The 25,427-nt window shown below is 70.3% G+C and carries 23 protein-coding genes; 6 read left to right on the plus strand and 17 right to left on the minus strand.

Annotation, left to right across the window (positions count from 1 at the left end):
* Nucleotides 1-29: 29 nt before the first annotated feature.
* From NKI68_RS18870 to NKI68_RS18900, 7 genes are all read right to left on the minus strand, one after another.
* Nucleotides 30-1,604, minus strand: a complete 1,575-nt coding sequence (locus NKI68_RS18870; protein WP_254546847.1) for an ABC transporter substrate-binding protein — start codon at nucleotides 1,602-1,604, stop codon at nucleotides 30-32.
* Between the two features lie 131 nt (nucleotides 1,605-1,735).
* Nucleotides 1,736-2,848, minus strand: a complete 1,113-nt coding sequence (locus NKI68_RS18875; RefSeq protein ID WP_254546848.1) for an MFS transporter — start codon at nucleotides 2,846-2,848, stop codon at nucleotides 1,736-1,738.
* 173 nt (nucleotides 2,849-3,021) lie between these two features.
* Nucleotides 3,022-3,750: a fumarylacetoacetate hydrolase family protein gene (locus tag NKI68_RS18880; RefSeq protein ID WP_254546849.1), complete on the minus strand. Its 729-nt coding sequence runs from the start codon at nucleotides 3,748-3,750 to the stop codon at nucleotides 3,022-3,024.
* Between the two features lie 99 nt (nucleotides 3,751-3,849).
* Nucleotides 3,850-4,944: a Gfo/Idh/MocA family protein gene (locus tag NKI68_RS18885; RefSeq protein WP_254546850.1), complete on the minus strand. Its 1,095-nt coding sequence runs from the start codon at nucleotides 4,942-4,944 to the stop codon at nucleotides 3,850-3,852.
* Between the two features lie 62 nt (nucleotides 4,945-5,006).
* Nucleotides 5,007-6,140 carry a UxaA family hydrolase gene (locus NKI68_RS18890; protein WP_254546851.1) on the minus strand — a complete coding sequence of 378 codons (1,134 nt, stop codon included), beginning with the start codon at nucleotides 6,138-6,140 and terminating at the stop codon, nucleotides 5,007-5,009.
* The gene (locus tag NKI68_RS18895; RefSeq protein ID WP_254546852.1) at nucleotides 6,137-6,454 is read right to left on the minus strand and encodes a UxaA family hydrolase; all 318 of its coding nucleotides are present in this window, start codon (nucleotides 6,452-6,454) and stop codon (nucleotides 6,137-6,139) included. Before NKI68_RS18895 ends, NKI68_RS18890 begins: the two co-directional genes overlap by 4 nt.
* Complete coding sequence (locus NKI68_RS18900; RefSeq protein ID WP_254546853.1) at nucleotides 6,451-7,647, minus strand: UxaA family hydrolase; 1,197 nt, start codon at nucleotides 7,645-7,647, stop codon at nucleotides 6,451-6,453. The genes NKI68_RS18895 and NKI68_RS18900 overlap by 4 nt, the downstream gene beginning before the upstream one ends.
* A gap of 91 nt (nucleotides 7,648-7,738) precedes the next feature.
* Here NKI68_RS18900 and NKI68_RS18905 point away from each other — a divergent pair, with 91 nt between their 5' ends.
* Entirely contained in the window at nucleotides 7,739-9,019 is a 1,281-nt protein-coding gene (locus NKI68_RS18905) for a four-carbon acid sugar kinase family protein (protein WP_254546854.1), read from the plus strand.
* A gap of 126 nt (nucleotides 9,020-9,145) precedes the next feature.
* Nucleotides 9,146-10,111 (plus strand): mannonate dehydratase, encoded by a 966-nt coding sequence (locus NKI68_RS18910; RefSeq protein ID WP_254546855.1) that lies wholly within the window; start codon nucleotides 9,146-9,148, stop codon nucleotides 10,109-10,111.
* A gap of 40 nt (nucleotides 10,112-10,151) precedes the next feature.
* Here the strand turns inward: NKI68_RS18910 and NKI68_RS18915 are convergent, their stop codons facing one another.
* The 5 genes from NKI68_RS18915 to NKI68_RS18935 all read right to left on the minus strand — a co-directional run bounded on the left by NKI68_RS18915 (nucleotide 10,152) and on the right by NKI68_RS18935 (nucleotide 16,740).
* Nucleotides 10,152-11,339 (minus strand): threonine synthase, encoded by a 1,188-nt coding sequence (locus tag NKI68_RS18915; RefSeq protein WP_256562707.1) that lies wholly within the window; start codon nucleotides 11,337-11,339, stop codon nucleotides 10,152-10,154.
* Between the two features lie 98 nt (nucleotides 11,340-11,437).
* A complete protein-coding gene (locus NKI68_RS18920; protein WP_254546857.1) occupies nucleotides 11,438-12,343 on the minus strand; it encodes a dihydrodipicolinate synthase family protein in 906 nt (301 codons plus the stop codon).
* Between the two features lie 205 nt (nucleotides 12,344-12,548).
* Nucleotides 12,549-13,973 (minus strand): cyclase family protein, encoded by a 1,425-nt coding sequence (locus NKI68_RS18925; protein ID WP_254546858.1) that lies wholly within the window; start codon nucleotides 13,971-13,973, stop codon nucleotides 12,549-12,551.
* Nucleotides 13,974-14,199: 226 nt separating this feature from the next.
* Nucleotides 14,200-15,420, minus strand: a complete 1,221-nt coding sequence (locus NKI68_RS18930) for a mandelate racemase/muconate lactonizing enzyme family protein (RefSeq protein WP_254546859.1) — start codon at nucleotides 15,418-15,420, stop codon at nucleotides 14,200-14,202.
* A gap of 153 nt (nucleotides 15,421-15,573) precedes the next feature.
* Complete coding sequence (locus tag NKI68_RS18935) at nucleotides 15,574-16,740, minus strand: mandelate racemase/muconate lactonizing enzyme family protein (RefSeq protein ID WP_254546860.1); 1,167 nt, start codon at nucleotides 16,738-16,740, stop codon at nucleotides 15,574-15,576.
* Between the two features lie 166 nt (nucleotides 16,741-16,906).
* Between NKI68_RS18935 and NKI68_RS18940 the strand changes: the two genes are divergently transcribed.
* Nucleotides 16,907-18,580, plus strand: a complete 1,674-nt coding sequence (locus tag NKI68_RS18940; RefSeq protein ID WP_254546861.1) for an aldehyde ferredoxin oxidoreductase family protein — start codon at nucleotides 16,907-16,909, stop codon at nucleotides 18,578-18,580.
* Between the two features lie 25 nt (nucleotides 18,581-18,605).
* Here the strand turns inward: NKI68_RS18940 and NKI68_RS18945 are convergent, their stop codons facing one another.
* The gene (locus NKI68_RS18945) at nucleotides 18,606-18,893 is read right to left on the minus strand and encodes a ubiquitin-like small modifier protein 1 (RefSeq protein WP_254546862.1); all 288 of its coding nucleotides are present in this window, start codon (nucleotides 18,891-18,893) and stop codon (nucleotides 18,606-18,608) included.
* A gap of 161 nt (nucleotides 18,894-19,054) precedes the next feature.
* On the opposite strand from NKI68_RS18945, the gene NKI68_RS18950 reads away from it, so the two are divergent.
* Nucleotides 19,055-19,828 (plus strand): HpcH/HpaI aldolase family protein, encoded by a 774-nt coding sequence (locus NKI68_RS18950; protein WP_254546863.1) that lies wholly within the window; start codon nucleotides 19,055-19,057, stop codon nucleotides 19,826-19,828.
* Nucleotides 19,829-19,871: 43 nt separating this feature from the next.
* Entirely contained in the window at nucleotides 19,872-20,147 is a 276-nt protein-coding gene (locus tag NKI68_RS18955; RefSeq protein ID WP_254546864.1) for a MoaD/ThiS family protein, read from the plus strand.
* Here the strand turns inward: NKI68_RS18955 and NKI68_RS18960 are convergent.
* From NKI68_RS18960 to NKI68_RS18970, 3 genes are all read right to left on the minus strand, one after another.
* The gene (locus NKI68_RS18960; protein ID WP_254546865.1) at nucleotides 20,144-22,345 is read right to left on the minus strand and encodes an LUD domain-containing protein; all 2,202 of its coding nucleotides are present in this window, start codon (nucleotides 22,343-22,345) and stop codon (nucleotides 20,144-20,146) included. The genes NKI68_RS18955 and NKI68_RS18960 overlap by 4 nt on opposite strands.
* On the minus strand, nucleotides 22,342-22,851 hold the full coding sequence (locus NKI68_RS18965; RefSeq protein WP_254546866.1) for an LUD domain-containing protein: 510 nt from the start codon (nucleotides 22,849-22,851) through the stop codon (nucleotides 22,342-22,344). The genes NKI68_RS18960 and NKI68_RS18965 overlap by 4 nt, the downstream gene beginning before the upstream one ends.
* A 66-nt stretch (nucleotides 22,852-22,917) precedes the next feature.
* Entirely contained in the window at nucleotides 22,918-23,676 is a 759-nt protein-coding gene (locus NKI68_RS18970) for an HAD-IIA family hydrolase (RefSeq protein WP_254546867.1), read from the minus strand.
* Nucleotides 23,677-23,783: 107 nt separating this feature from the next.
* Between NKI68_RS18970 and NKI68_RS18975 the strand changes: the two genes are divergently transcribed.
* Nucleotides 23,784-24,950 (plus strand): enolase C-terminal domain-like protein, encoded by a 1,167-nt coding sequence (locus NKI68_RS18975; protein ID WP_254546868.1) that lies wholly within the window; start codon nucleotides 23,784-23,786, stop codon nucleotides 24,948-24,950.
* Nucleotides 24,951-25,086: 136 nt separating this feature from the next.
* On the opposite strand, the gene NKI68_RS18980 is transcribed toward NKI68_RS18975, so the two are convergent.
* Nucleotides 25,087-25,356, minus strand: coding sequence for a hypothetical protein (locus tag NKI68_RS18980; RefSeq protein ID WP_254546869.1), 270 nt, complete (start codon nucleotides 25,354-25,356; stop codon nucleotides 25,087-25,089).
* Between the last annotated feature and the right edge of the window lie 71 nt (nucleotides 25,357-25,427).

The following is a 25,427-nucleotide window of genomic DNA, read 5'->3' on the forward strand; positions in this document are numbered from 1 at the left end:
TGGTGGATTGATGGGTCGTCCTCCGCGCGTCACCGGCCGAGCACGGTGTCGACGAAGTTCTGGGCGTCGTCGAGGGCCTTCTTGGCGGACTTGTCCCCGGCGAGAGCGACCTGGAGTTCCTCGCTCACGCGCTGCATGATGGCGCGCTGCTGCGGGAACACCTCGTTCTTCGCGACCTCCATCGTCCGCTGGCGGACCTTCGAGAAGGGCACCGCGTCCGTCTGGGTGGCCTGTTCGAACGCCGCCTTCGGGTACGCCATGTTGCTCTCGACGACGTACTCCCACCAGCCCGCCTCGAGCGAGTACCGGGCGTCCTGCAGGAGCGCCCCGGCGACCTTCTCGGGGGTCGGCGCGAACTTGTTCGTCGCCAGCACGGGGCCGCCGCCCCACGTGTGCCGCGCCGGTGCCGGTCCGTCGGTGCCCTTGAACGGCGGTGCCAGGACGTACTGCTCGTTGAGTTTGTACTTGGCCGCGGCGTCGGCGAACAGGTCGGTCGCGACCGGGACCATCGCGAACTGCCCGGCCAGGAACCCGTCCGCGAGGTCGCCCTGCGTGTAGGTGGTGACCCCGTCCGGGACCCAGCCCTTGTCCTTCCACTCGATCATCTTGCTCAGCGCGAGCTGGGCCCCCGGACCGTTCACCTTCACGGTGCCGTCGTCCTGGACGTACTGGCCGCCGGTCTGGTACCAGTGGACGCGGAAGTCGCGCTCGGTGTAGGTCAGCGAGGAACCGCGGTACGACCAGCCGAAGACGTCCGTCCCCTCGAACGCCTTCATGACCGTCTCGAGGTCGTCCCAGGTGCTCTTACCCCCCGCGATCCTGTCGACGACCCCCTGTGAGACGCCCTGCTCCTTCAGCAGGTCGACCCGAACGTGGACGGGCATCCCCTCGTTGTTCCCCGGCGCGCCCCAGAGGTGGTCGTTCCAGTTGAACGTGTTCCGGGCCAGCGGGATGAGGGGCTCCCACATCTCCTCGTTCGGCATCAGGAAGTCGGTCGGTTCGAGCCACCCGTTCTGGGCGTACGTCGTCATCGACGTGTCGGTCGTCGACTGGAGCAGGTGCGGCGTGCCCTTCTTCGAGGAGAGCGTCGCGGCCATCTTCGGGATGGCCTGGTCGACGACGATCTGGAGGCGCTCGACCGCGATCCCCGTCTTTGCCTCGAACATCGCGTCGAGCGCGGCCGTCGCCGGGTCGAACTGCATGTCGCCGTAGTTGAGGACCTGGATCTTGTCCACCTCGCTCGCGGCGGTGTCCTTCCAGCCCTCGGGGGGCGTCCAGGTCGAACTCTTGACGGACTCGGAGTCGAGCCAGGCCTTCGCGGTAGTCGCGGCCGCTCCCTTCCCGTCGGTCGGGATCTGCTTGCGCTTCTCGTAGGGCCACTCCTCCAGCGTGGCCATCCGTCGCTTCTTCCAGTTCGAGCCGAAGTCGAGCTTTCCGACCTCGCTGGCGAAGTCGCTGCTCGCGCCGCCCGAGCCATTACCGCCGCCGGAGCCGCCCGAGCCGCCACCGCCCATACAGCCGGCGATGGCCGCGGTCGAGCCGCTAGCGGCGAGGTATTTCAGAAAAGCACGACGATCGACATGTCTATTGCCACGAGATGGCATACCTCAGTCCAATTAGGCAACCGATATATAACTTTCGCTGCTAAAACGAAGTTCGTTACGCGGGAGCGTCCGAGCGCGACGACACTACGCCCGACGTGTCGTTTCCCCCCGGGCCGATGGAGGCAGTCCGGTCACGACTCGGGAGCCGCGACCGTGAACCCGATACCGACGAGGGCGAGGAGGGCGGCGAACCCGTACCCGGCGGTCCACGAGATACCTTCGATGAGCCATCCGCCGACCACGGGGGCAGCGAGCGCCCCCATCGTCGAGACGGACGTGACCATCGCCAGACACGTTCCGCGGGTGCCGGGGGCGGCGAGTTCGCTCGCGTAGACGTAGTAGACGCCGATGGCCAACTGGACGCTCGCGCCTGCGAACGCCATGACGACGGCGAACCATACCGCCGAGGAGGCGAGGGTGACGCCGACGATGACGGGCAGCGAGAGCAGGAAGGAAGAGACGATGACCGGACGCCGCCGGCCGTCGATTCGGTCGGAGAGCCAGCCGCCCCCCGGTCGGGCGAGGACGCCGGCGAAGGGGACGAGCGCCGTCGCCGCGCCCGCGGCCGCGAGATCGATCGAGAGCACCTCCGTCGCGTACGTCGGCATCCACGAGTTGAAGAAGACGAACAGCGCGAACGAACAGGCGGACGCGAGCGAGACGGCCAGGATCGTCGGGTTCCGGAGCGTCCTCGCGAACCGGGCGAGAGAGACGTGCTCGTCGCTCCGAATCGGGTCGGGGACGGCCGCGTAGAGCACCGGCACGCCGACGACGGCCAGCACGGGATAGACGAGAAAGACCGACCGCCACCCTGCGGTTTCGGCCAGCACCGGGCCGAGGAACTGAGCGATGGCCTGCCCCGTGGGACCGGCCGCGACGAACAGGCTGGTTCCGAGGGCGAGTTTCGACTCGGGGAACACCCGGCTGACGATGTTCGCGTTCGCCGTCCACAGGAAGGCCCCGGTCGCCCCGCCGACCAGTCTGGCGAGGAGGAAGACGTCGTAGGTCGGCGCGTAGGCGGTGGCGACGCTGGCGGCGACGAAGACGGCGGTACCGGCGAGCGCCAGTCTACGGTTGTCGTGCCGATCCATGAGCCACCCGCCGGGCAGTCCCGCGACGCCCCAGCTCAGAAAGAAGACGCCGATGCTCAGCCCGGCGGTCGGCTTGTCGATACCGAAGGCGTCGACGAGGAGCGGGATGACGCTCGCCGGAGCGATGAGATAGCAGTTGAAACCGGCGGCCATACAGAAACACCCCACGAGCACGATCCACGGACGACGGTCTCTGGACACGTTCGTGCCGACTCCGGCGACGTACAAAAGCACCACGCCACCGAGTGGCGCACCTCCCGTCACGAGCGAATCGCTCGCGCGAACGACGAACGGGAACCGGGAGGAGAGCGAACGTCCGGTCGTGGTTACCGGGCGACCGAGTGCCGGAGGACGCCGACGCCCTCGATCTCGACCTCGACCTCGTCGCCGTCCGACAGGGGGCCGACGCCGTCGGGCGTCCCCGTCGAGACGACGTCGCCCGCCTCGAGGGTCATGTAGGCGGTGATCTCCTCGATGAGTTCCGGAACCGAGAAGATGAGCTGATCGCGCGAGGAGTCCTGCTTCGTCTCGCCGTTGACCCGCAGGGTGATGCGGGCGTCCTCGGGGACGTGTTCGGGGTCGGCGACGACGGGTCCCATCGGCGCGGCCCCGTCGAAGGCCTTCCCGCGGACCCAGTTCTGCTCGATCCGCTGGTCGTCGCGGTTCGAGATGTCGTCGAGGCAGGTGAACCCCTCGACGACGTCCATCGCGTCCTCCGCCCTGACGTTGCGACACTGCTCGCCGATGACGACGCCGAGTTCGGCCTCCCAGTCGACGCGTTCCTTGCCGGCCGGGAGCGTGACGGTGTCGCCGTGGGCCGCGTAGGTGTTCGGTCCCTTCAGGAAGAGCAGCGGTCGGTCGGGGATTTCGCTGTTCGTCTCCGCCGCGTGGTCGGCGTAGTTCAGCCCGATGCAGACGACCTTCGTCGGTTCACAGGGCGGGAGCATGTCGACCTCGTCGGGGTCGTAGGTGTCGCCGCCGAACTCGATGCCGTCGTCGGTCCAGACGCCCCGGCGTACGGCACCCGCCGGGTCGCGGAATCGTGCGTAACGCATACCTCCACTGTCGAGGGGGGCGTCAAAACCGTTCCGCTACGGGCGAATGAGGCCGGAGCGTTCGAGCACCGACCGCGGAGCCCCCGACCGCGAGCGCGGTCACCACGAGGTGATCGTCACGTCCCGGAGCGGCCGGTCGAAGGGCACCGAGACGTGACCGCCGGTGTGGTGAGAGATGTAGAAGCCCGCGATGACCTCGGCCGACCGGGTCGCCTCCTCGCCGGTCGAGTGGTTCTCGACCAGACCGTCGAGCAGGTCCACGACGTGCTGGGCGGCGTTGGCGAACGACCCGCGGTAGTCCTCGTCCCAGCGCCACGCGTCCTCGATGCCCGGAATCGGCTCCTCGACGTGCGTACCGTCCTCGAGCGTCCAGTAGCGCCACTCGCCGTCGTCGTTGTTGAGGTAGAGTTTCCCCTCGGTGCCGACGAACTGGAACGTCATCGACGAGATGTCGCGGGCGACGGTGCAGTCGATGGAGACGAACGTGCCGTCGTCCATGACGACGAACCCGCCGCCGCCGGCGTCGTCGACCTCGCGGTCGCCCTCCAGCGCGGTGACGGCGTCGTTCTCCCCGTTGACGTAGCCGCTGACCCGGACCGGTCGGGCGTCGAGCAGGTAGATCAGCGTGTCGACGAGGTGCGTCGAGTTCCGGAGCAGTTCGCGGCGGAACTGCGCAGTGACGGCCTTCACCTCGCCGACCAGGCCGTCCCGGACGTGATCGCGGAGGAGCTGGAGTTTGTCCGTAAAGCGGAACGAGTGGTTGACGACGAGTTCGGTGTCCGTCTCCTCACACACCTCGCACATCTCGTTCGCCTCGCGCACGCCGGAGGCGATGGGTTTCTCACACCAGACGACGTCGGGGGCCGCCGCCGACCGCGCCGCGTCGACGACGTGTCGGTGGTGGAGGAACGACGGCGTACAGACCGAGACGACGTCGAGGTCCTCGGTCTCCAGCATCGCCTCGTGGCCGACGTACCGCCGCTCTGGGGGGATCTCCCACGCCTCCCCGAAGGTGTGCAGTTTCTCCTCGTCGACGTCGGCGACGGCGACCAGTTCGATGCCGTCGGTCGCGTCGTACCCGCCCGCGTGGCTCTCGGGGAACTTCTCCTTCCCGATGTCCTCCTCGTCGTGGAGACCGAGGACGCCCAGGCCAGCGATGCCACCCGCGCCGATGATACCCGCTCGGTAAGTCATGCCGTCAACTGCACCGGCCGGCGATTTGACTGTTTCGGCGTCCGGGAGTGTCGCCGGCTCGGCTACATGGAGGGGCCGACGCGGGTGATGGCGAACTGCGTCAGGCCGTGTCGCTCGGCGCGGGACGGGGCCCCGTCCGCCACCGCGAGCAGTCGCTCGCGGAACGTCGCGCCGTCGACGCGACGAGCGTCGACGTCGATGTCCTCGGCGAGCGCGTCGACCGTCGCCGCGTCGCCGGACACCTTCACCACCGGGACGACGGGGTGGCCCGCGGGGATGCCGTCGGCGGTGACGTGGACGACGAGTTGCGCGCCGGCGGCCGCCAGTCCCGTGGCGGCCTCTTCGAACCGCGAGGGCGCGTCGAGGACGGCCACCCCGGAGTCGACGGTGACCCGATCGCCGTAGTCGACGACCTCGTTGACCGGCAGCCCGCCCCACGAGCGAGTGGCGTCCTCGAAGGCCATCCCGCTCGCCTCGGCGGCGACGCGGGTCGCCTTCGCGGGGTAGCCGCGGTGGCGGGCGAACAGCGCGTCCATCGCGTCGGCCACGGCGTCGGTGGCGGCAGCCGCCCGCGCCGCGTCCGGGTGAGCGGTCAGGCGCTCGTTGCCGGCGACGACGACGCGACCGCCGGCCTCGACGACTGCCTCGACGAGCCGGCCGACCAGCGGGTCGGCCTCCCCGACCGTCGAGTCGTCGAGGTCGCTGCTGACGACGCCCACGGTGAGGTCGCCGAGGTGCGCCCTCGTCCGGGCCGTCTCGCGGGCGACGCGGCGGAGGTCGCGCACGTGCCGAACGCCCTCCTCGACGCACTCGTCGGTGCCGCCGACGCCCTGGATCGAGAGTTCGCGCACGGGGACGTCGCGCTCGGCGAGCCGGGCCGCCACGTCCTCGGACTGGAGCACCTCGCAGCCGAGGCCGACGACGACGGTTCCCGCGACGTTCGGGTTCGAACCGAGACCGAGGAACGTCCGACGCGTCTGGTCGTTGTCGCTACCGATCTGGGCGCAGCCGTGCCCGTGGGGCGTGCTGACCGCCTCGGGGACGGCGTCGGCGATGCGGTCGGCGACCACGTGCGAGCAGATGACCGACGGCAGGACGAGCACGGCGTTGCGCACGCCGACGCTCCCGTCCGGTCGCTCGAACCCCTCGAACTGCCCGGCCTCCGGGGCCGATTCGAGGTCGTTTTCGGCGCTCACGCCGACTCACCCCCCTCGGCGATCTCGAGGTCGCCCCGCCCCCGGGTGCTCTCGCAGTTGTGGACGTGGACCCAGTCGCCCGCGGCGATGGGCTCGCTCGCGCGACCGATCACCTCGCCGTACTTGACGACGTCCTCGCCCGTCGCCAGGTCGACCAGCGCGAACTTGTGGCCGAACTCGACGTCCTCTCCGAGGACGAGCGTCCGGTCGCCGACGTCGACTTCGCGTCCCGCCTCGAGGTCGTCGATGGCGGTGGCGACGACGTCGTCGGTCGTCATCAGCAGCGCGACGTCGTCGAGGACCTCGCCCTTCACGGCCGGACCCCCGTCCCGAGTTCGGCGATCTCGTTCGGCTGTATCTCGTTGATGGCGAACTCCTCGAGGCGGCGACGCTCGGCCTCCGTCGGCTCGCCGTCGGCGACGGACAGCAGTTTCTCGTACGTCCGCTCGCCGACGGCCGAGAGCGACTCCCCGCCGATGACGGTGCTTGCGTTGACGTCCATGTTGTTCGACATCTTCGCCCAGGTCTTCGGGTTGCCGGTGACCTTGATGACGGGCGCGATGGGGTTGCCCGTCGTGCTGCCGCGGCCGGTGGTGAACGCGATCACCTGCGCGCCGCCGGCGACCTTGCCGACGACGCTCTCGACGTCGTAGCCGGGCGTGTCCATGAGGACGAGCCCGCCGCCGACCGGGAGGTCGTGGGCGTAGCCGACGATACCGTTGACCGGCGTCGTGCCGCCCTTGGCGATGGCTCCGAGGCTCTTCTCCTCGATGGTGGTCAGTCCCCCCTCCTGGTTACCCGGGGAGGGCTGTGCGCCGCGGATGTCGACGCCCATCATCCTCGCGAGGTTCTCGCGCCGTTCGACGAACGCGAGCAGTCGCTCTCGCACCTCGTCGTCGGCCGCGCGGTCGGCGAGGATGTGCTCCGCGCCGATGAACTCCGGCGTCTCGCTGAAGCAGGCGGTGCCGCCGTCCTCGACGAGGCGGTCGCAGGCGTTCCCGACCGCGGGGTTGGCCGCGATGCCGCTGGTGGCGTCGCTACCGCCGCACTCGACGCCGAAGACGAGTTCGCTCGCGTCGGCCTCCTCGCGGCGGGCGTCACCGACGGCGTCCTCGAGATCGGCGGCCGTCTCGACGCCCGCCCGGAGGGCGGCCCGCGTGCCGCCGCACTCGCGGATCGAGAGCGTCTCGACCGGCTTGCCGGTACCGGCGATGCGGTCGGCGATCGCGTCGGCGTCGACGTCCTCGGTACCGAGTTCGACGACGAGCGCCGCGCCGACGTTCGGGTTGCGCCCGACGCCGACGAGGACGCGTTCGGTCTGTTCGCGCGTCTCGGCGGGCTGCGTGGTGCCCATCTGGTGCGGCGTCGCGCGGGCCCACGCGCCGGCCTCGCTCGCGACGCGCGAGGCGACGCCTGACGCCGCGACCGACGTCGGGACCACGGCGACGTGATTTCGGACGCCGACGCGCCCGTCGTCGCGCCTGAATCCGGTGAAAGTCGGTGGCATCGGGGCTGATATTCGGAAGCGGGGACAATAGCCTTTCGCTCACCGGGACGGGTGAGTGCGTTTTTTGTCCGCGACCCTCGAACCCGACGCTATGCAGACGTACCAGGGGCTAGTCGTCGCCGACGACCTGACGGGAGCGATGGACACCGGCCACGAGTTCGCCCGGCGCGGCTACGCGACCACGGTCACCGTCCGCGAGGCGTTCGACCCCGACGGGACGGACGTGCTGGTCGTCAACACCGATTCGCGGTACCGCTCGCGTACGGACGCGAGGGAGGCGGTCTCGGCCGCGCTCGAGACGCGGCGCGGCCACGTCGTCTACAAGAAGGTCGACTCGACGCTGCGCGGTAACCTCGCGGCGGAGATCGAGGCCGCCCTGCGCGCGACGGACGCCGACCTGGCCGTCGTCGCGCCCGCGTTCCCGGCCAACGGCCGGACGACGGCGTGCGGGTACCACCTCGTCGACGGAGCGCTCGTCACCGAGACGGCCGCCGGCCGCGACGCAGACAAGCCGGTGTCGTCGCCGCACGTGCCGACACTGCTCGCCGACTGCGGGACGCCGGTACGCCACCTCGGGGTCGACACGGTCGCCGCCGGCGCGTCCGCGATCGCCGAGGCGCTCGACGCGATCGACGCTCCCGGCGTCGTCGTCTGCGACGCCGTCCACGACGTCCACCTCGACGCCGTCGCCCGCGGCGTCGCCGACTCCTCCCGGTCGGCCGTCTACGTCGGGAGCGCGGGCCTCGCCGGAGCGGTCGACCTGCCCGGCGCGGGGACGAACCCGTCGCCCGTCGATCCGGCGGGCGACCGCGAGGTGCTCGGGGTCGTCGGCAGCGCGAGTCCGACGACCCTCGAACAGGTGAACGCGCTGTCGGGGGAGTCCCTCGTCCCGCTGGACCTCGAGCGAGCGGTCGAGGACTCCGCGGCGGCCGCGGTTGCGGCCGGCGAGCGATGCGCCGAATCGTTGGCGTCGAGGGGCATCGCGGTCGTCGCCTCCGTCCTGTCTGCCGGCGACGTCGACCGGGCGCTCGACTACGGCGCGGAACGGGGCGTCGACGACCGGGAGGTCCGCGACCGCGTCGCCGAGGCGCTGGCGAGGACGGCGACGGACGTGTGGACGCGCCGACCGCCCGGCGGCCTCTTCGTCACCGGCGGCGCGGTGGCGATCGAGACCGTGGACGCCCTCGGCGGGCGGGGCGTCCGCCTGACGGGCCGCGAGGTCGAGCCGGGGATCCCGTTCGGTACGGTGAGCGGCGGGCGCGCCGACGGGACGGCGCTCGTCACCAAGGCGGGCGCGTTCGGGTCGGCGGGGACGATCGCCGCCTGCCTGTCCGCGCTGCGCGGATCGGCGGACGTCCCCCGGCGGCGGTGAACGCATCGACGCCCGCGGAGCGGTTCGACGAGCGAACGTTCGACGAGCGAACGAGTCCGTCGCCGCGTGTCGCCCGCAGGCGTCGCGAAATCGGTTTATAGGGGGCCCCTGTACCGTCCGCCACCGATGCTCACCCCAGCACTGATACTCCCGCCGGAACCGGACGAGCGGTGGGAACTCGCGAAACAGATGGGCGTCACCGACGCCGTCATCCACCCGCTCGAGATCGGCGACGGCAAGACCCACTGGAGCTACGACGACCTGCTCGGGCTGCGAAACTGGCTCGAGGGGGACGGCCTCTCCTTCTCCGTCCTGGAGGGGAGCGTTCCGATCTCAGACCGCGTCCGCCTCGGTCGGGAGGGCCGCGACGAGGACATCGAGGTGTTCCAGCGGTTCCTGCGCGACTGCGGCGAGGTCGGCGTTCCCGTCGTCGCCTACGACTGGATGGCCGGCGTGCGCTGGGCGCGCCCCGAGGCGCACGTCGAGTCCCGCGGCGGGTCGCTCGTCACCGGCTTCGATCACGAACTGATGCGGGGCGGCCCCGACGTCGACGCCGCCAGGGCGACCGAGGAGGACCTCTGGGAGGCTCTCGAGTACTTCCTCGAGGCGGTCGTCCCCGTCGCGGAGGAGGCGGGCGTCAAACTCGCGCTCCACCCCGACGACCCGCCGCGCCCGACGGTCCGGGGCATGACGCGCATCGTCCGGAGCGTCGACGCCTACGACCGCGTCCTCGACGCCTACGACAGCGAGTACAACGGGTTGACGTTCTGCCAGGGCAACTTCGCGGCGATGGGCGTCGACGTCCCGGAGACGATCCGCCACTTCGGCGACCGCATCAACTTCGTCCACTTCCGCGACGTCGAGGGCGACGCGGACCGGTTCGTCGAGACCTGGCACGACGACGGGCCGACCGACATGCTCGCGGCGATGGAAGCGTACGACGACGTCGGGTTCGACGGCGTGATGCGCCCCGATCACGTGCCGACGATGGCCGGCGAGGACAACAGCAATCCCGGATACCACACGCTCGGGCGACTGTTCGCCATCGGCTACATGCGTGGTCTCGCCGAGGCGGTCGAGGCCGGCCGGTAGGCCGGGAGGCCGCACTACCTGCGGCGACGCGGAGACCGGGTCAGGCCCGACTCGCCTCGCCGAGCGCGTTCGCGGTCTTGCACCCCGCACCCGTGTTGATGACGACGACCTCGTCGTCCTCGTCGAAGACGCCGCGGTCGGCCAGCTCCATCGCCCCCGCGAGGGCGACGGCGGCCGTGACGCACATCTCGACGCCGTCGCGCCGGGCCATCGTCAGCGCCGCCTCGACGGCCGCGTCGTCCGACACCGCGACGCCCGTGCCGCCGGACTCGTACACCGCCTCGAGCATCCACGCCGACGCGCCGGGGTCGGGGATCTCGACGCCGCGGGCGATCGACTCCGGGTTCTCCCACGGGCGGTGTTCGGCCTCGCCCGCTTCGATCGCCCGGACGACGGGCGCGACGCCCTCGGCCTGGGCGACGTCCAGTCGCGGCGGGCGTTCCTCGTCGAGCCACCCGAGTTCGAGGAGTTCTCGATACGCCTTCCAGATGCCGATGAGCCCGACCCCGCCGCCGGTCGGGTAGACGACGTGGTCCGGCGACGTCCAGTCGAGCGCCTCGAACAGCTCGAAGCCCATCGTCTTCTTCCCCTCGTGTCGGTAGGGCGTCTGGAACGTCGCCACGGAGTACAGGCCCTCCTCCTCGCGAGCCTCGTTGAACGCGGCCCCCGCGGAGGATATCTTCCCGTCGGAGAGGTGGAGCGTCGCGCCGTGAGCCTCGACGAGGTCCTTCTTGACGCTCCCCGCCTGGTGGTTGAGGTAGACGTGACACGGCAGCCCCGCCCGGGCGGCGTAGGCGCTGGCCGACTGACCGGCGTTGCCCGCCGACGGGAGGCCGACCGCCTCCGCGCCCTGCTCTATCGCGCCCGACATCGCCGCCGACTGCCCCCGGTCCTTGAACGTGTTCGTCGGGTTCTGCCCCTCGTCCTTCACGAGGAGCGACCCCACGCCGAGTTCCTCGGCCAACTGCGGGCAGTCGATCAGCGGGGTCACCCCCTCGCCCATCGAGACGATCGCGTCACCGTCCCGAACGGGCAGGAGTTCACGGTACTTCCACATCGATCCGTGGCGCTCCTCCCAGTCGGTTCGCTCGATCGCCACCGACTCGTAGTCGTACCGAAAGTCCAGTATGCCGCCGCACTCCCGGCAGGGGAAGTCGGTCGTGTCGAGGTCGTACCGCTCGCCGCAGGACCGACACGCCACGTGTGTTACCGCAGTGTTCGTCGTCATGTGTCTCGGTACCGCGTGGCCACTCCACGAGGTCGGATATATCTTTGCTCTCGCGGGCGATCGGACCCGGTTCGGGGTGCGTCGCGTCGCGAGCGCCCTCACTCGCGCGCGGCGAGGGCGGCGTCCACCGAGGCCGCGACGTCGGCCGTCGCGTCCCCGTCGAGTTCGACGAGCGGCGGACGGACCGCGTCCGACGAGATGACGTCACGCGCGAGGAGTCCCGCCTTCGTCGCGGGGGCGAAGCCGTGTGCGACACACTGCTGGAACAGCGGCGCGATGGCCCTCCGGTGAATCCTGCGGGCCGCCTCGACGTCGCCGTCCGTCGCCGCCTCGTACGCGGCGGCGAACACCTCCGGGACGACGTTCGACAGCGCGTTGATGCCGCCGGTCCCGCCGAAGACGAGCGCGGGGACGAGGTGGCTGTCGAACCCCTGGAACAGCTGGAAGGAGTCGGGCGTCCGGCGGACCAGTTCGCCGAAGTAGTTGAAGTCGCCGCCCGAGTCCTTCAGCCCCGCGATCGAGTCGCGGTCCGCGACCGCTTCGACGACGGACGGCGGGATCTCCTGGCCGGTGCAGGCGGGGATGTTGTAGAGGTAGATCGGGAGCGGCGCGTCGTCCGCCACGGCGGAGACGAACGCCTCGTTCCCCGCCGGATCGTTGGCCGTGTGGAAGTACGGAAGCGTGACGAGCGCGGCGTCCGCCCCCGCGTCCGCGGCGAACGAGACGCGGTCGAGCGTGCCCTCGACGCTGGTGTGTGCGGTACCGGCCATCACCGGCGCACCGTCGGCGCACTCGACCGTCGTCTCGATCACGGCGCGGTACTCGTCGTCCCCGAGGCTGGCGAACTCGCCGGTCGTCCCGCACGGGACGAGCCCGGTGACGCCGCCGTCGAGCACGTGCTCGACGAGCGCTTCGAGGTCGTCGTACGCGATCGCACCGTCGCGAAACGGCGTGACGAGGGGGCAGAGGACCCCTCCGAACGGCCGATTGTCGGGTTTCGTCATCGAGTGAACGCTTCCGCGCGACCGAGTTATACTTTATCAAGACGCGACCCGGCGATCGGGGACGGACTCGGCGACGACGGGCCCAGCGCGCTCCGCGGCGAGCGACGACGGACGAGGCGGGTCAGTGTTGTTCCGTTCAGTCCCGCACAACCCCCGTCGAGAACCGCGGGCCCCGGTGGGGACACGGAGGGGCTCGCCGTCGGCGTCAGTCGCCCGCCGCGCCCCCTCGCTCCCCGTCTCCGTCCCCGAACCGTCCGTTCGCCGCCTCGGGCCTCGACGCTTTGACGACGACCGGGTTCACCGGCGCGCCCGCGCCGCCCTCGATGTTGAGCGGGGCCGCCACGTAGAGGAAGTCGTAGACGCCGTCCGCGGCGCAGGCCGCCGCGAGGTCCTGCAGGTAGAGGATCTCGCAGACGATCATCCCGAGGTTGGTGATGAGCGCCGGGTGGAGCGGGTTGACGACGTCGAGCCGCTCCCGACCGCCGAAGTCGACCTCGCTCCGGACGTCCTCGTGGAGGTCCTCCCGGACGTCTATCGTCTGTGTGGTCAGCTTTTCGACGGCGAGGTTGTCCGCGCCGACGACGGGGATCTCCATGTCGGCGAAGAACTCGACGAGGTCCTGGCTGAAGCAGAGGCCGGGTTCGTTCAGGTCCTCGGGCCCGCCCGTCCCCCAGACGTGCTCGGCGTCGGGGTCGCGGGCGCGCTCGACCGACCCCGTTCGGACGAGGAGGATGTCGCGCTTCCGAAGCTCCACGCCCTGGGCCTCGGCGGTCGCCGTCAGGTCGTCGAGCGTGACGCACTCCGCGGGGTCGAGGCGGTACGGCGGTTCGTCCTTCTTGTGGCGACCGACGTCGAGGAGGACGCCGCGACCGACGCTGCCCACGTCGGCGGCGTTCGCGATGTCGACCGCGCTCGAGCCCCACGTCTCGGAGATCTGTTCGAGCCGGAGGTCCGTCGAGAACGGTTCCCGGAGCGGGTTCGCGGGTCTGAGCCCCGGTATCCCCTCGGCGTAGTCCGTCCGCGTCGCCGTCGTCTCGGCCGGAAAGCCGTTGTAGAGCAACGGCTCTCGGGTGCCGTCCTCGTCGACGACGCGGTCGTACCAGACGTGCGACAGCGCGTCGTACTGGGTCGACCCCTGCAGGAACAGCCGAGTGACGAACGCGTCGTCGGCGAACTTCATGCCGCCGGGGAGCGGTTCGGCACCTCCCTCTCGATAGTGACGGGCGTCGACGACGTTGTCCCGACGCGCCGGCTGTCGCGTCGGAAACACCGGGTCACCCACAGGGTGTCCCTCGCCGATCGTCTTCCCCGTGTACGGCAACTGGAGCGGGAACACCTCCAGGTTCGGCCCGCCGCGCATCGCCGCCCGTAGCCCCGCGAACGCCTCCTCCTCGCCGAGGTAGTTGAGCGCGCCGACCTGGTCGTCGTCGCCCCACCTCCCCCAGTTGTCGGGCAGGTTCGAGAGCACGCCCGTCCAGATGCGGTTCAGTTCCGGGGTCTCGGCGGCCGCCGCCGGGACGCCCGCGCCGGCCGCCGCCAGCGCGCCGGCGACGCCCCACGCACGAACGAATCCGCGTCGACTGATCGGCAGTTCTCCGTCGGAGTCTGATGTCGAGTCGTTTCGGGTCATCGGTAGATCGGGTCGGATGTCCGTACCGACCACGATACTCTGTACCTTACGGGAGTTTAATTGTTTTCTAGATTAATATACATGATGATGGGGGGAATGTGAATAAAACGAGGGGGACGGCGGTCGACCGCGTGGTTCGTCCTGTCCCGCCCCGGCATCCGTTCTCGTTCCGCGGTCGGTGCCGCCGCTCGATCGACCGCCGTTCGGGGGAGGAGGCGTGCGGGGGCTACCGATCGGCGTCGAGGAACTCGGTCCAGGGCCCCTCGACGTGCGGGTACTCCTCGATCACGTCGAAGTCCACCTCGACGCCGAGGCCGGGCCCGTCCGGGAGCTCGAGGTAGCCGTCGTCGACGGCGAGGTCGTCGACGAGGACGTCCTCGGCCAGCGGGAAGGGGTACATCCCCGCCGCGTCGTCGCCGAAGACGGGGTACTCCAGGTAGCCGTCGAGCGGCGTCGCCGCCGCGAGGTGGGCGTTCGCCACCAGGCCGAGGTGCGTCCCGAAGTTGTGCGGCAGGAACGTCACGTCCGTCCCGCGGCAGTGTTCGACCACCTCCCAGCACCCGGTGAACCCGCGGTGGTGGCGGACGTCGCCCTGGAGGAAGCCGACCGCGCCCGTCTCCGCGAGTTCGATCAGGCCCTCGGGGGACTCCTCGCTCTCGCCGCCGGCCAGCGTGACGTCCACCTCGGCGGCGAGTTCGCGGTAGGCGTCGTAGTCGGCCGGCGGCACCGGCTCCTCCAGCCAGTAGGGGTCGTACGCCTCCATCTCGGTCACCAGCCCCACGAGTTCGTCGAACGAGTAGGAGGCGTCGCCCATCTTCCACCACGTGTGGGCGTCGACCATTATCTCCACCCCGTCGCCGACGGCCTCGCGGACGAGCCGGATGGTCCGAAGGTCGTCGTCGTACCCCAGTCCGGGGCGGTACTTGTACCCCCCGAACCCCCGGTCCCGTATCGCCGCGGCCTGCTCCGCGTAGCCCTCGGGCGGCATGTACATCCCGGCGCTGGCGTAGAGCGGCAACCGGGTCGTCACCTCGCCGTCGGCCAGCAGGTCGTAGACCGGCGCGCCCCGACGCTTGCCGAGGAGGTCGTGGTACGCGACGTCGATCACGGAGATCGCCTGCGATTCGAGCATCTCGGGGAGGCCCGCGGCCGCGATACGTTCGTGTATCTCCGAGGGGTCGTCGATCGGGTCGTCGGTCACGTGCGGCGCGACGACCTCCTCGAGAACGCTCGCGAAGTCGCCCTGGGAGGCCCCCTCGAAGTACTCCCGCATCGCGGAACTGGAGGCACCGCCGGGGGCGACGCCGACGTCGCCGTCCGCCGTCTCGACGACGACGAGGACGAAGTCGCGCTTGAGGAGGCGACGAACGCCGCCGGCGTAGCGGCGGTCCTGCGGGGGGTCGATGGGCGACGAGAGGGTGTGTGCGGTGACGTTCGCGAGTCTCATGTGACTCGCTGTCTCGGAGCACGGCACATAAATATACCCACACCGGCGGTTTCATAGGGAGTATCGTAGTACCCCATCGATGCCCTCCGTGAGCATCGATCCCGGCGGCCAGCCGAGGCTCACCGTGCCTCCGGCCGGCTACGATACTCCCTATCAGAAGACGTATTCCGGTCCCTCGACGTACTCGAACCGCTCGCGGTAGTCCTCCCGAAGCGTGAACCCGAGTCCGGGCCGCCCGGGGGCGTGGACGCGCCCGTCGCGGACGTCGTACTCCTCCTCGAAGATCTCGTTCATCAGCGGCATGTGTCCCTGGCTCACCTCCAGGACGTGGCAGTTCGGCAGCGCCATCGCCAGGTGGACGCTGGCCGCGAAGAGGACGCCGCTTCCCCACGCGTGGGGTGCGACGCGCAGGCCGCGGGCGGAGGCCATCGCCGCGATCCGCCGTATCTCGGTGAACCCGCCGGCGCGGGAGACGTCGGGCTGGGCGACGTCGAGGGCGCGCTCCTCGAAGAGGCTCAGGAAGTCGAAGCGGGTGAACTCCCGTTCGCCCGTGGCGATGGGGATGGTGGTCGACCGGCGGACCTCCGCCAGCCCGGCGTGGTCGTCGGGCGAGACGGGTTCCTCGAACCACGAGACGTCGTACGGTTCGAGCGCATCGGCCAGGCGAACGGCCGTCGACACGTCCAGACAGCCGTGGGCGTCGACCATCAGGTCGACGTCGTCGCCGACGCCGCGCCGCGCCGCCTCCACGCGACGCACCGTGCGGTCGATGGCGAAGTCGTCCTCGCCCACGACGCGCATCTTCACGGCGTCGAACCCCTTCTCGACGTAGCCGCGCATCTCCGCTTCGGCCTCGTCGCCGGGGGCCCACCCGCCGCTGGCGTATCCCCGAACGTCGTCCCTGACGGCACCGAGCAGTTTGTAGACCGGCTGATCGAGGAGCTTCCCCTTCAGATCCCACAGCGCGATGTCGAGCCCCGAGATGGCCTCCAGCGTCACGCCGCGGCGGTCCTCCCGGGGCTGGGAGTAGCCCCGCTCCAGCGACGGCTTCCACCGCGACCCGTCGTACATCTTCTCCCAGAGCCGCTCCGTGTAGAGGGGGTCCTCGTCGAGCAACAGCGGCGCGAGTTCGTGTTCGACGATGCTCGCGATCGTCGGCGGGTTCCCGAGCGACGCGCCGACGCCGACGGTGCCGTCGTCGCTCTCGACGAAGACCAGCGTGGCGTCGGTCTTCACCTTGGTTCCCAGGTCCGTCCGGTGGCGCTTCTCCTCCGGCACCGGGTCCGACAGCGGGACGGCGCGAACGTCCGTGACGTGCATGTCGCCGCCGACGCGGGCGGCACGTATATAGGTATCACGCCACACCCCGCGGCGGACCGAGCGAGGTCGAGTCACGGACGAAGCGATCGCTCTCTCCCCGACGACCCCCGCGACCGCGTTCCACACCCCTATTTTTATGCGTGACCACACCGCATAGTCCCACGAGATGCTACACGCCGAAGGACCACTTCTGACCGTCGACGTCGGCGAACGGGAAGCGTCGACCACGGACATCGACGACGAACTCTCGCAGTTCGTCGGCGGCCGGGGGATCGCGACCAAACTCGCACACGACCGCATCCCGTTCGACGCGGACCCGTTCGGCCCGGAGAACCGCGTCTACTTCGCGACGGGACCGTATCAGGTCTCCCAGATGAGCTTCACGGGTCGGATGAACATGACCGGCCTCTCGCCGCTGACGAACGGCCTGCTGTCGACGAACGCCGGCGGCTACATGTCGCGGGAGTTCGCCGACACGGGATACAGCGTCGTCGAGATAACGGGTGCCAGCGACGAGCTGCTCGCGGTACACGTCACCGACGAGGGCGTCGAGTTCGAGGCCGTGCCTCGACTCGAGGGTGCCAGGACGTCCGAGGTGACCGAGTACATGGCCGCCGAGCACGGCCTGGCACCCGAGAACATCGCCTGCATCGGTCCCGCCGGCGAGAACCTCGTCAGGTTCGGCTGCGTGATGACCTACGAGAGCCGCGCGTTCGGCCGGGGCGGCCTCGGGGCGGTGCTCGGCTCGAAGAACGTCAAGGCGGTCACCTTCGAGGGCGACTCCCGCCCCGACCTCGACCTCGACGCGGAGACGATGTCGGAGATCCACCGCACGGCCGCCACCGCGGACGACATGATGAAGCGACAGGGGACGACCGCCGGCACCGAGTTCATCAACGACAACTTCTCGCTGCCGACGCGGTACTTCTCGGAGATGTCCTTCGAGCACGTCGCGGACATCGGCGGGGACGCCGTCGAGTCCAAGAAGTACAAGAAGGGGGCGTGTTCGGTCTGCGCGTTCGCCTGCAAACTCCCGACGAAGGACGAGGCCAGCGGCCTCGTCACCGAGGGACCGGAGTTCGAGACGGTCATGTCGTTCGGGAGCAACTGCGGCGTCGGCGACGTCGTCGACGTGATGCAGTCGAACGAACTCTGCGACGAGCTGGGTCTCGACACCATCTCCTGTGGCGACACGGTCGCGGCCTACCTCGCCTCCGAGGACGAGTTCGGCAACGCCGAACTCGTCCACGAGACGGTCGAGAACATCGCCTACCGCGAGGGCGTCGGCGACCTGCTCGCCGAGGGCGTCGCGCGCGCCCACGAGGAACTCGGCGTCGAGAACTGGTCGGTCAAGGGTATGGAGTTCGCCGCCCACGACGGCCGCGTCCTCAACGGACAGGGGCTGAGCTACGCCGTCGCTAACCGCGGCGGCGATCACATGTACACGACGACGCTCCGCCTCGAGTACGACGGCGTCATCGACCCCGAGGGCCTCGAGGGCAAGGCCGAGGTGGTCAAGGAGCGCGAGGACATCTGCGCCTTCCGTGACAGCGCCATCGTCTGCGCGTTCGGCGACAAAGGTGACTACGTGGACGAGGGGGTCCACGAGACGCTCATGGGCTGTGACTACGAGGACCTGAAGTCGATGGGAGCGCGCGTCGTCGAGATGGAGCGACACTTCAACAACAAGCGCGGGATGGACCGCGCGGACGACGTCCTCCCGTACGACCTCCCCGACTTCGAGTCGGCGCTCGACGAGTACTACGAACTCCGCGGGTGGAACCTCGACGGCACCGTCCCCGACGGCACCGTCTCGGAGTACGCCCGGGCGGACGACTGAGGCGTCGCGTCCGTCGGTCCCTCTCTCACTCGCGCCCGCCGACGACCGGTGGGGCCGCCCGGAGCACGTCGCCGTCCCCCAGCGTCGTCGCCGCCCCGTCGAGCTGTCTGACGTTCGTCCCGTTGACGGTGACGTTGACGCCGCCGTCCACCTCGCCGTCCTCGTTCAACAGCCACCCCGAAAGCGCCGGGTAGTCGTCCGCGAGATCGTCGGCGAGGTCGCCCACCGTCGCGCCGTCGGGGAGCGTCCGGACGAGCGTCTTCTCGCCGGCGGCCTCGCGGATCGGACCGAACAGCGTCATCTCGACTTCCATACCCACCGTACCGACGCCGGGAGTATGTAACCTCCCGTCTCGTTCCGTTCCGTCCCGCCCCTTCCGGTCCCCTCCTGCCCCCTCACGTCGCCGACTCAGGTCCGCTCGACGCGTCACGGGGTGACGCAACGCTTTTGCGTCGTCCCGGAGTTCGGCCGGACATGAACCCGCGATTTCACCGCGCACTGACCGACGGCGAGCGCGTCGTCGGCAACTGGATCTCCATCGGTCACCCGGCGGTCGGCGAGATCAGCGCCCAGTTGGGCTTCGACTTCGTGGTCGTCGACACCGAGCACACCTCGACCAGCGTCTCCGAACTCGAGGACGTCATCCGCGCCGTCGACGCCGCCGATGGCGACACCGCTCCGCTCGTGCGCGTGCCGAACCACGACCCCGGACGCGTGAAGCGCGTGCTCGACGCGGGCGCGGCGGGGCTGATGTTCCCGATGGTCGAGACGGCCGAGGCGGCGGCGGCCGTCGTCGCCGCGATGCAGTACCCCCCGGACGGCGTCCGCGGGGCCGCTCCCGCCCGCGCCTCCGACTACGGCCGCTCGTTCGGCGCGTACTTCAGGGACGCGAACGACGCCCTCGTCACGATCGTCCAGATCGAGACCGCCCGCGGCGTCGAGAACGCCGCCGAGATCGCCGCCGTCGACGGCGTCGACGCGATCCAGATCGGCCAGGGCGACCTCTCGGCCTCGCTCGGCGCGTTCGGCGACTGGGACGACGACGACTTCACCGCGGCCGTCGCGGCCGTCGTCGACGCCGCGCACGCGGCCGACGTTCCCGTGGGGATGCTCGCGCTCGATCACGACGACATCGACCGCTGGCTCGACGCCGGCGTCGACTTCATGCAGGTCGGTGCCGACATGGTCTACCTGGCCGAGGGGGCCGAGGCGGCCAGGAGCCACTTCGAGGAGGCCGTCGGGGAATAGCGACGGGCGTACGCTCTTTACCCGTCGCACCCTACGCTCGGGCGTGCAGGTAGACGTCAACTGCTACGGCGCGATCGGCGAGGCGGTCGGCGGGAAGTCCCACTCGATGACCGTCGAGGAGGGCGCGACGGTCAGGACGGTCGTCGCGCGACTCGACGAGCGCGCGCCCGGACTGCTCGACAGGCTCCTCCACGACGACCCCCACCCGCTGGTGGTGATGCGGAACGGGCGGCACGTCTCCGTCGTGGACGGTAGCGGGACGCGCCTCGAAGACGGCGACACGCTGGCGCTGTCGGACCCGCCGATGCCGGAGGGCTAGCGGCCGGGATCCAGCAGTTCGACGGGGTGGCGCGTCCCGTCGTCGAACAGCGCGTCCAGTTGCTCGATGCAGGAGGTGCCGCTGGCGACGATCTCCCGGTCCGGGTGGGCGGCGAACTCGGATTGCAGGTCCCCGCCGACGTCCATGCTGAGTTCGTAGTACTCGGACTTGTAGCCGAACGACCCCGCCATCCCGCAGCACTCGACGGAGGACGTCACGACGTCGAATCCGAGGTCGTCGAGGACCGCCTCGGTGTAGGCGTCGAGGCCGAGCGTCCGCTGCTGGCAGTGGCTGTGGTACGCGACCGCCTCGCCGCGGCCGTCGGCGAGTTCCCCCGCGTCGGCCCCCTCGCCCAGCAGGCCGTAGACGTACTCCATCACCTCGTAGCTGGCCTCGCCGAGGCGTTCGAATGACGCCTCCGGGAGGAACTTCTCGTACTCCTGACGAAACATGGCGAGGTCGGACGGCTCGATAACGACGACGTCGCGGCCGGCGTCGACGTGTTCGACGAGGGAGCGGTAGACCTCGCTCGCGCGTTCGCCCGCCGTCGCCACCATCCCCTGAGAGAGCGGCGCGCGGCCGCTCTCCGGCACCTCCGGGATCCGAACGTGGACGCCGAGCGCCTCCAGCACGCGCACCGCGGCCTTCCCGCGGTCGACCTGCACGTGGTCGGTGTACGGGTCGGCGTAGAGCACCGCCTCGCGGTCGGCGTCGCCCGCCGGGACGGCAGCGCCCCCGCGGGCGTCGAACCACGCGCGGAGCGTCTGCCGCTCGAATCTCGGCAGGTCGCGCCGGCGGTCGATGCCGAGGACGCGCTCCGCGAGCGCCCGCGCGGGGCCGGCGTTCGCCACCCAGTTCGAGAGCGGCGCGGTGGCGCTGCCGAGCCTGGCGACGGTCCCGAAGTTGCCGAAGAAGCGCTTGCCGAGGTCCATCCCGCCGGGTTCGGCGTCGGGGGTGAGCCCCTCGACCAGCCAGTCGAGTTCGGCGTCCTCGCCGCGGTTGATCCGGTCGCGGACGACCGTGTTGATCCACGGGATGTCGATCTTGACGGGGCAGGCGTTGACACAGCGACTACAGCCCGTACAGAGGTCGTTGAACTCCGCTGCGCTGTCGAGGCCGTGGACACCCGCCTCCCAGCCGGTGGCGATGCCGCCCGTGTACGTCTCGCCGCCGAAGGCGTGGCCGCCGACGTGCTGGAAGTTCGCGCACGTGTTCGCACAGGCTCCACAGCGGATGCAGTAGAGCGTCTCGCGGAGCTGTGGGTCCTCGCGCATCTCCATCCGGCCGTTGTCGACGAGGACGAGGTGGAAGTCGCGGTCGCCCTCGGCCTCCGACAGGGGAACGTCCGACTCGAAGTCGAGCGGCGGCGAGTCGACAGGCGGCGAGAGCATCGTGAGGTACTGGGGGAACTCCTGGCCCGTCGCGGCCCGTCCGATGAGTTCCGTGAAGGGCGCGAGGTCGTCGATGGACGGGAGGATCTTCTCGACGCCGGCGACGGCGACGTGCGTGTCCGGCGTGACGGCGCTCTTCCGGGCGTTGCCCTCGTTCGTCACGAGCACGACGGTGCCGCTGTCGGCCAGCACGAAGTTCGCGCCGGTCATCCCGACGTCCGCCTCGACGATGTACTCGAGCAGGTAGTCCCGCGCGAAGTTCGTCAACTCCTCGGCGGTCTCGAGCGGTTCGTCGGGCTCGAAGTGCGCGTTGAACAGCTCCGCGATGGCCGCCGTCGACTTGTGGAGCGACGGTCCGACGAGGTGCGAGGGGGCCTCGCCGGCCACCTGTATGACGAACTCGCCGAGGTCCGTCTCGTAGACGTCGACGCCGGCGGTCTCGAGCGCCTCGTTTACCTCCAGTTCTTCGGAGGTCATCGACTTGCTCTTGACGAGCGTCTCCGCGCCCTTCTCGGCGGTCACCTCCGTGATGTACCGGTTGGCGTCCGCCGCGTCCTCGGCGACGTAGACGGTCCCGCCGTTGGCCTCGACGCTCTCTCTGACCCGGTCTATCAGCTCCGGGAGGCGCTCGATGGCGTCCTCCTTTATGGCCCGGGCGGCCTCGCGGCTCGCCTCGTAGCGCTCGAACCGCTCGATGGCGTCGTAGCGCTGGCGGTTCATGTGGGTGGTGTTCTCCCGGATGGCGTCCCGTTCGGTCTCCAGGAGGTGACGGATCCGCTCCGCCTTGAGCCGTCGCTCTGCGCTCATCGGTCCTCCACGACGACGACGTGGACCTGTTTCGGACCGTGGACCCCCGAGACCAGCGCGCCCATGTCGCCGGTGGAACTCGCTCCCGTCGCGAAGACGACGCTCCCGGGTTCGGCGTCGAACTCCTCCGCCACGCGGTCGAGGCCCGCCTGTACGTCGGCGACGACGTCGCTCTCCCGGACGACGGCGACGTGCCGCTCGGGGTAGAGGCTCACCGGCTCGGTCCCCTTCGCGTCCGAGGGGATCGCGAGCGTCCCGTAGGAGGCGATGCCCGTCGTGACGCCCGCGACGCCCGTCGTCGCCTCGAGTAGTTCCGCCGGCGTCGGGTCGACGGTGACGGGGGCGTCGCCGAAGTCGAGTCCCCACTCCGAGAGGTCGGTGGCGACGGCCGGTTCGACGACGGCGTCGGCCACCGCGTCGGCGAACCCCTCCGTCGTCGTCCTGGTCCAGCTGGACCCCTGTCGCTGCAACGAGGCTTCGAACTCCGTTCGGGGCTGGGCGGTCATGACAGAATCCACCGAGCCGATACGGTTAACGTTTGCCCGTTCCGGACGCCGGGGCCGCCCCCGGCGTCACTCCTCGAACAGTCCCGCGGGGGTCGAGACGACCGCGTCCGGCTCGGGGCCGTCGTCCTCCTCGCGGGCGTGTTCGGTGACGAGGACGCTCTCGATGCCGGCAGCGCGCGCCCCCGCGACGTCGGCGGTCCGCGAGTCGCCCACCATGACGACGCGGCCGTCGAGTCCCGACAGCGCCCGCTCGAACAGCGCCGACCGGGGTTTGCCGACGACGGTCGGCTCCCGCCCCGTGGCGGTGCGCAGGGCGGCCACCAGCGCGCCGGTTCCGGGCGCGACGCCCCCCTCGGTCGGGTAGGTCGCGTCGTCGTTGGCGGCGACGAACGCCGCGCCGTCGCGGACGAGGCGGGTCGCCGTCGCCAGGTCGTCGTACGTCGCCGACCGGTCGAGTCCCACCGCGACGGCGTCGACGGCGACGGCTTCCCCGTCGACGGGCTCCAGGCCGTGGCGGCGCAGTTCCTCGGCCAGGCCGTCGCCGCCCAGGACGTACGCCGACTCCGCCCCCGCGTCGGCGAGGTGGGCGGCCGTCTCCGAGGCGGCGGTGAACAGCTCCGCCGTGCGCGCCTCGATCCCGAGTCCGCGGAGGTGCCCGCAGATCGCCTCGCGGGTCGACCGGGAGTTGTTCGTCACGAAGCGGATCGGGACCCCGCGGTCGCGGAGGCGGTCGAGCGTCTCGACGGCACCCGTCACGGGGCGGTCGCCGACGACGACGACGCCGTCGAGGTCGAACAGGAACGCGTCGTATCGTTCTGCGAGCATCGACCGATGGGTTCGCCGCCGCCGACCTTCAGTCCCCCGTTCGTTTCGCGTCGTTCGACGGACACTCCCGGCATACTTTTAGGTTCGACCGCCCCGAGGGGAGGACGATGCGAATCAGCGAGCTAGAGATCCACGAGTTCACCTACGAACTCGACGACGTGGGAACCCGACACGGCCACCAGGGGTACGCCCCGGGAGAGACGCTCGAACCGCCGGGATTCGTGCTGACGATACGGACCGCCGACGGCCTCGAGGGCCACTACCGCGGCTTCTACTTCGTCCCGCCGATGCTGGCGCAGATCCGGATGGCGTCGGCCGACCTGCTCGACCGCGACCCGCTCGAACGCGAGGAGGTCTGGCAGGACCTCTGGAAGGCGCTGCGTCACCTCGACCACGTCGGGATGGGGCCGATCGACGTCGCGCTGTGGGACCTCGCGGGGAACCACTACGGAGCGTCGGTCGCAGAACTCCTCGGCGGGACGAGCGAGCCGGTGCCGGCGTACGCCTCGACGTTCATGGCCGACGACGAGGGCGGGCTGGACTCGCCGGCGGCGTACGCCGACTTCGCCGAGACGTGTCTCGACGCCGGCTACCCGGCCTACAAGCTGCACGCCTTCGGCGACCCCGATCGGGACGTCGCCGCCTGCCGCGCGGTCGCCGAGCGCGTCGGCGACGAGATGGACCTGATGCTCGACCCCGCGAGCGAGTACGACACCTACGCCGACGCCCTCCGGGTCGGGCGCGTTCTCGACGAACTCGACTTCTTCTGGTACGAGGACCCGATGGCCGACGGCGGCGAGAGCACGGAGATGAACCGCCAGCTCGCCCGCGACCTCGACACGCCCGTCCTCGGCGTCGAACACGTCCGCGGCGGGCCGTTCACCCGGGCGAACCACCTCGCCGGCGAGGCGCTCGACCTCGTCCGCGCCGACGCCCACCTCGACGGCGGCATCACCGGCGCGATGAAGATCGCCGCCGTCGCCGAGTCGTTCGGCCGCGACGTCGAACTCCACGTCGGCGGGCCGGCGCACCTCCACTGTATGAGCGCCATCCGCAACACGAACTACTACGAGCACGGACTCCTCCACCCGGCGGGCATCGAGTGGATGAGCGCACAGGGGTTCGTCGAGTCCCCCGAGCGGGTGAACGACGACGGCACCGTCCCGATCCCGGACGGTCCCGGTCTCGGCGTCGAGGTCGACTGGGACTTCGTCGAGGCGCGCCTGACGAACCACGAGGTAATCGACGAACCCCTCGTGAGCGGTCTCGCCTAGCGCGAGCGGCCCGCCGGTATCCCCCGAGGACGCCGAACGCCGGCGTCACGTCGAGCCCCGGTCGATCGGAACCCTCGCCGCGGCCGCCCTCGGCGGCGAAGCCCTCCTCGCCGCCTCGCTACCGGGCCGCCCGGACTCAGAGCCTCGACCGCCGCGAGCGCACCCGGTAGCCGCCGTAGCCGAGCGCGATCGCGGCGACGACGCCGAAGATCAGCGCGTAGAACGTCTCTGCGGTGTTCGGCCAGACGCCCTCGGTGAAGAAGAAGTAGCCGGCGAGGAGCAGGGTGCCGACGCCGACCAGCCAGGCCGGCCACGCCCCCGTGGCGGTTCGCAACCAGCTCTCCTCGGGCGCGGGGGTCGGCCCGCCCCCGCTCTCGTCCCGTTCGCGGATCGGGTGATCGTCCATGATCGGATCGCCTCGGGGAATTACTGTCAGCCGAGCCACTAATAGCTAGGGGTCCGGGCGGTGGGCGGCGT

Origin of the sequence: Halomarina pelagica, assembly GCF_024228315.1 — an archaeon.
Taxonomy (GTDB): Archaea; Halobacteriota; Halobacteria; order Halobacteriales; family Haloarculaceae; genus Halomarina; species Halomarina pelagica.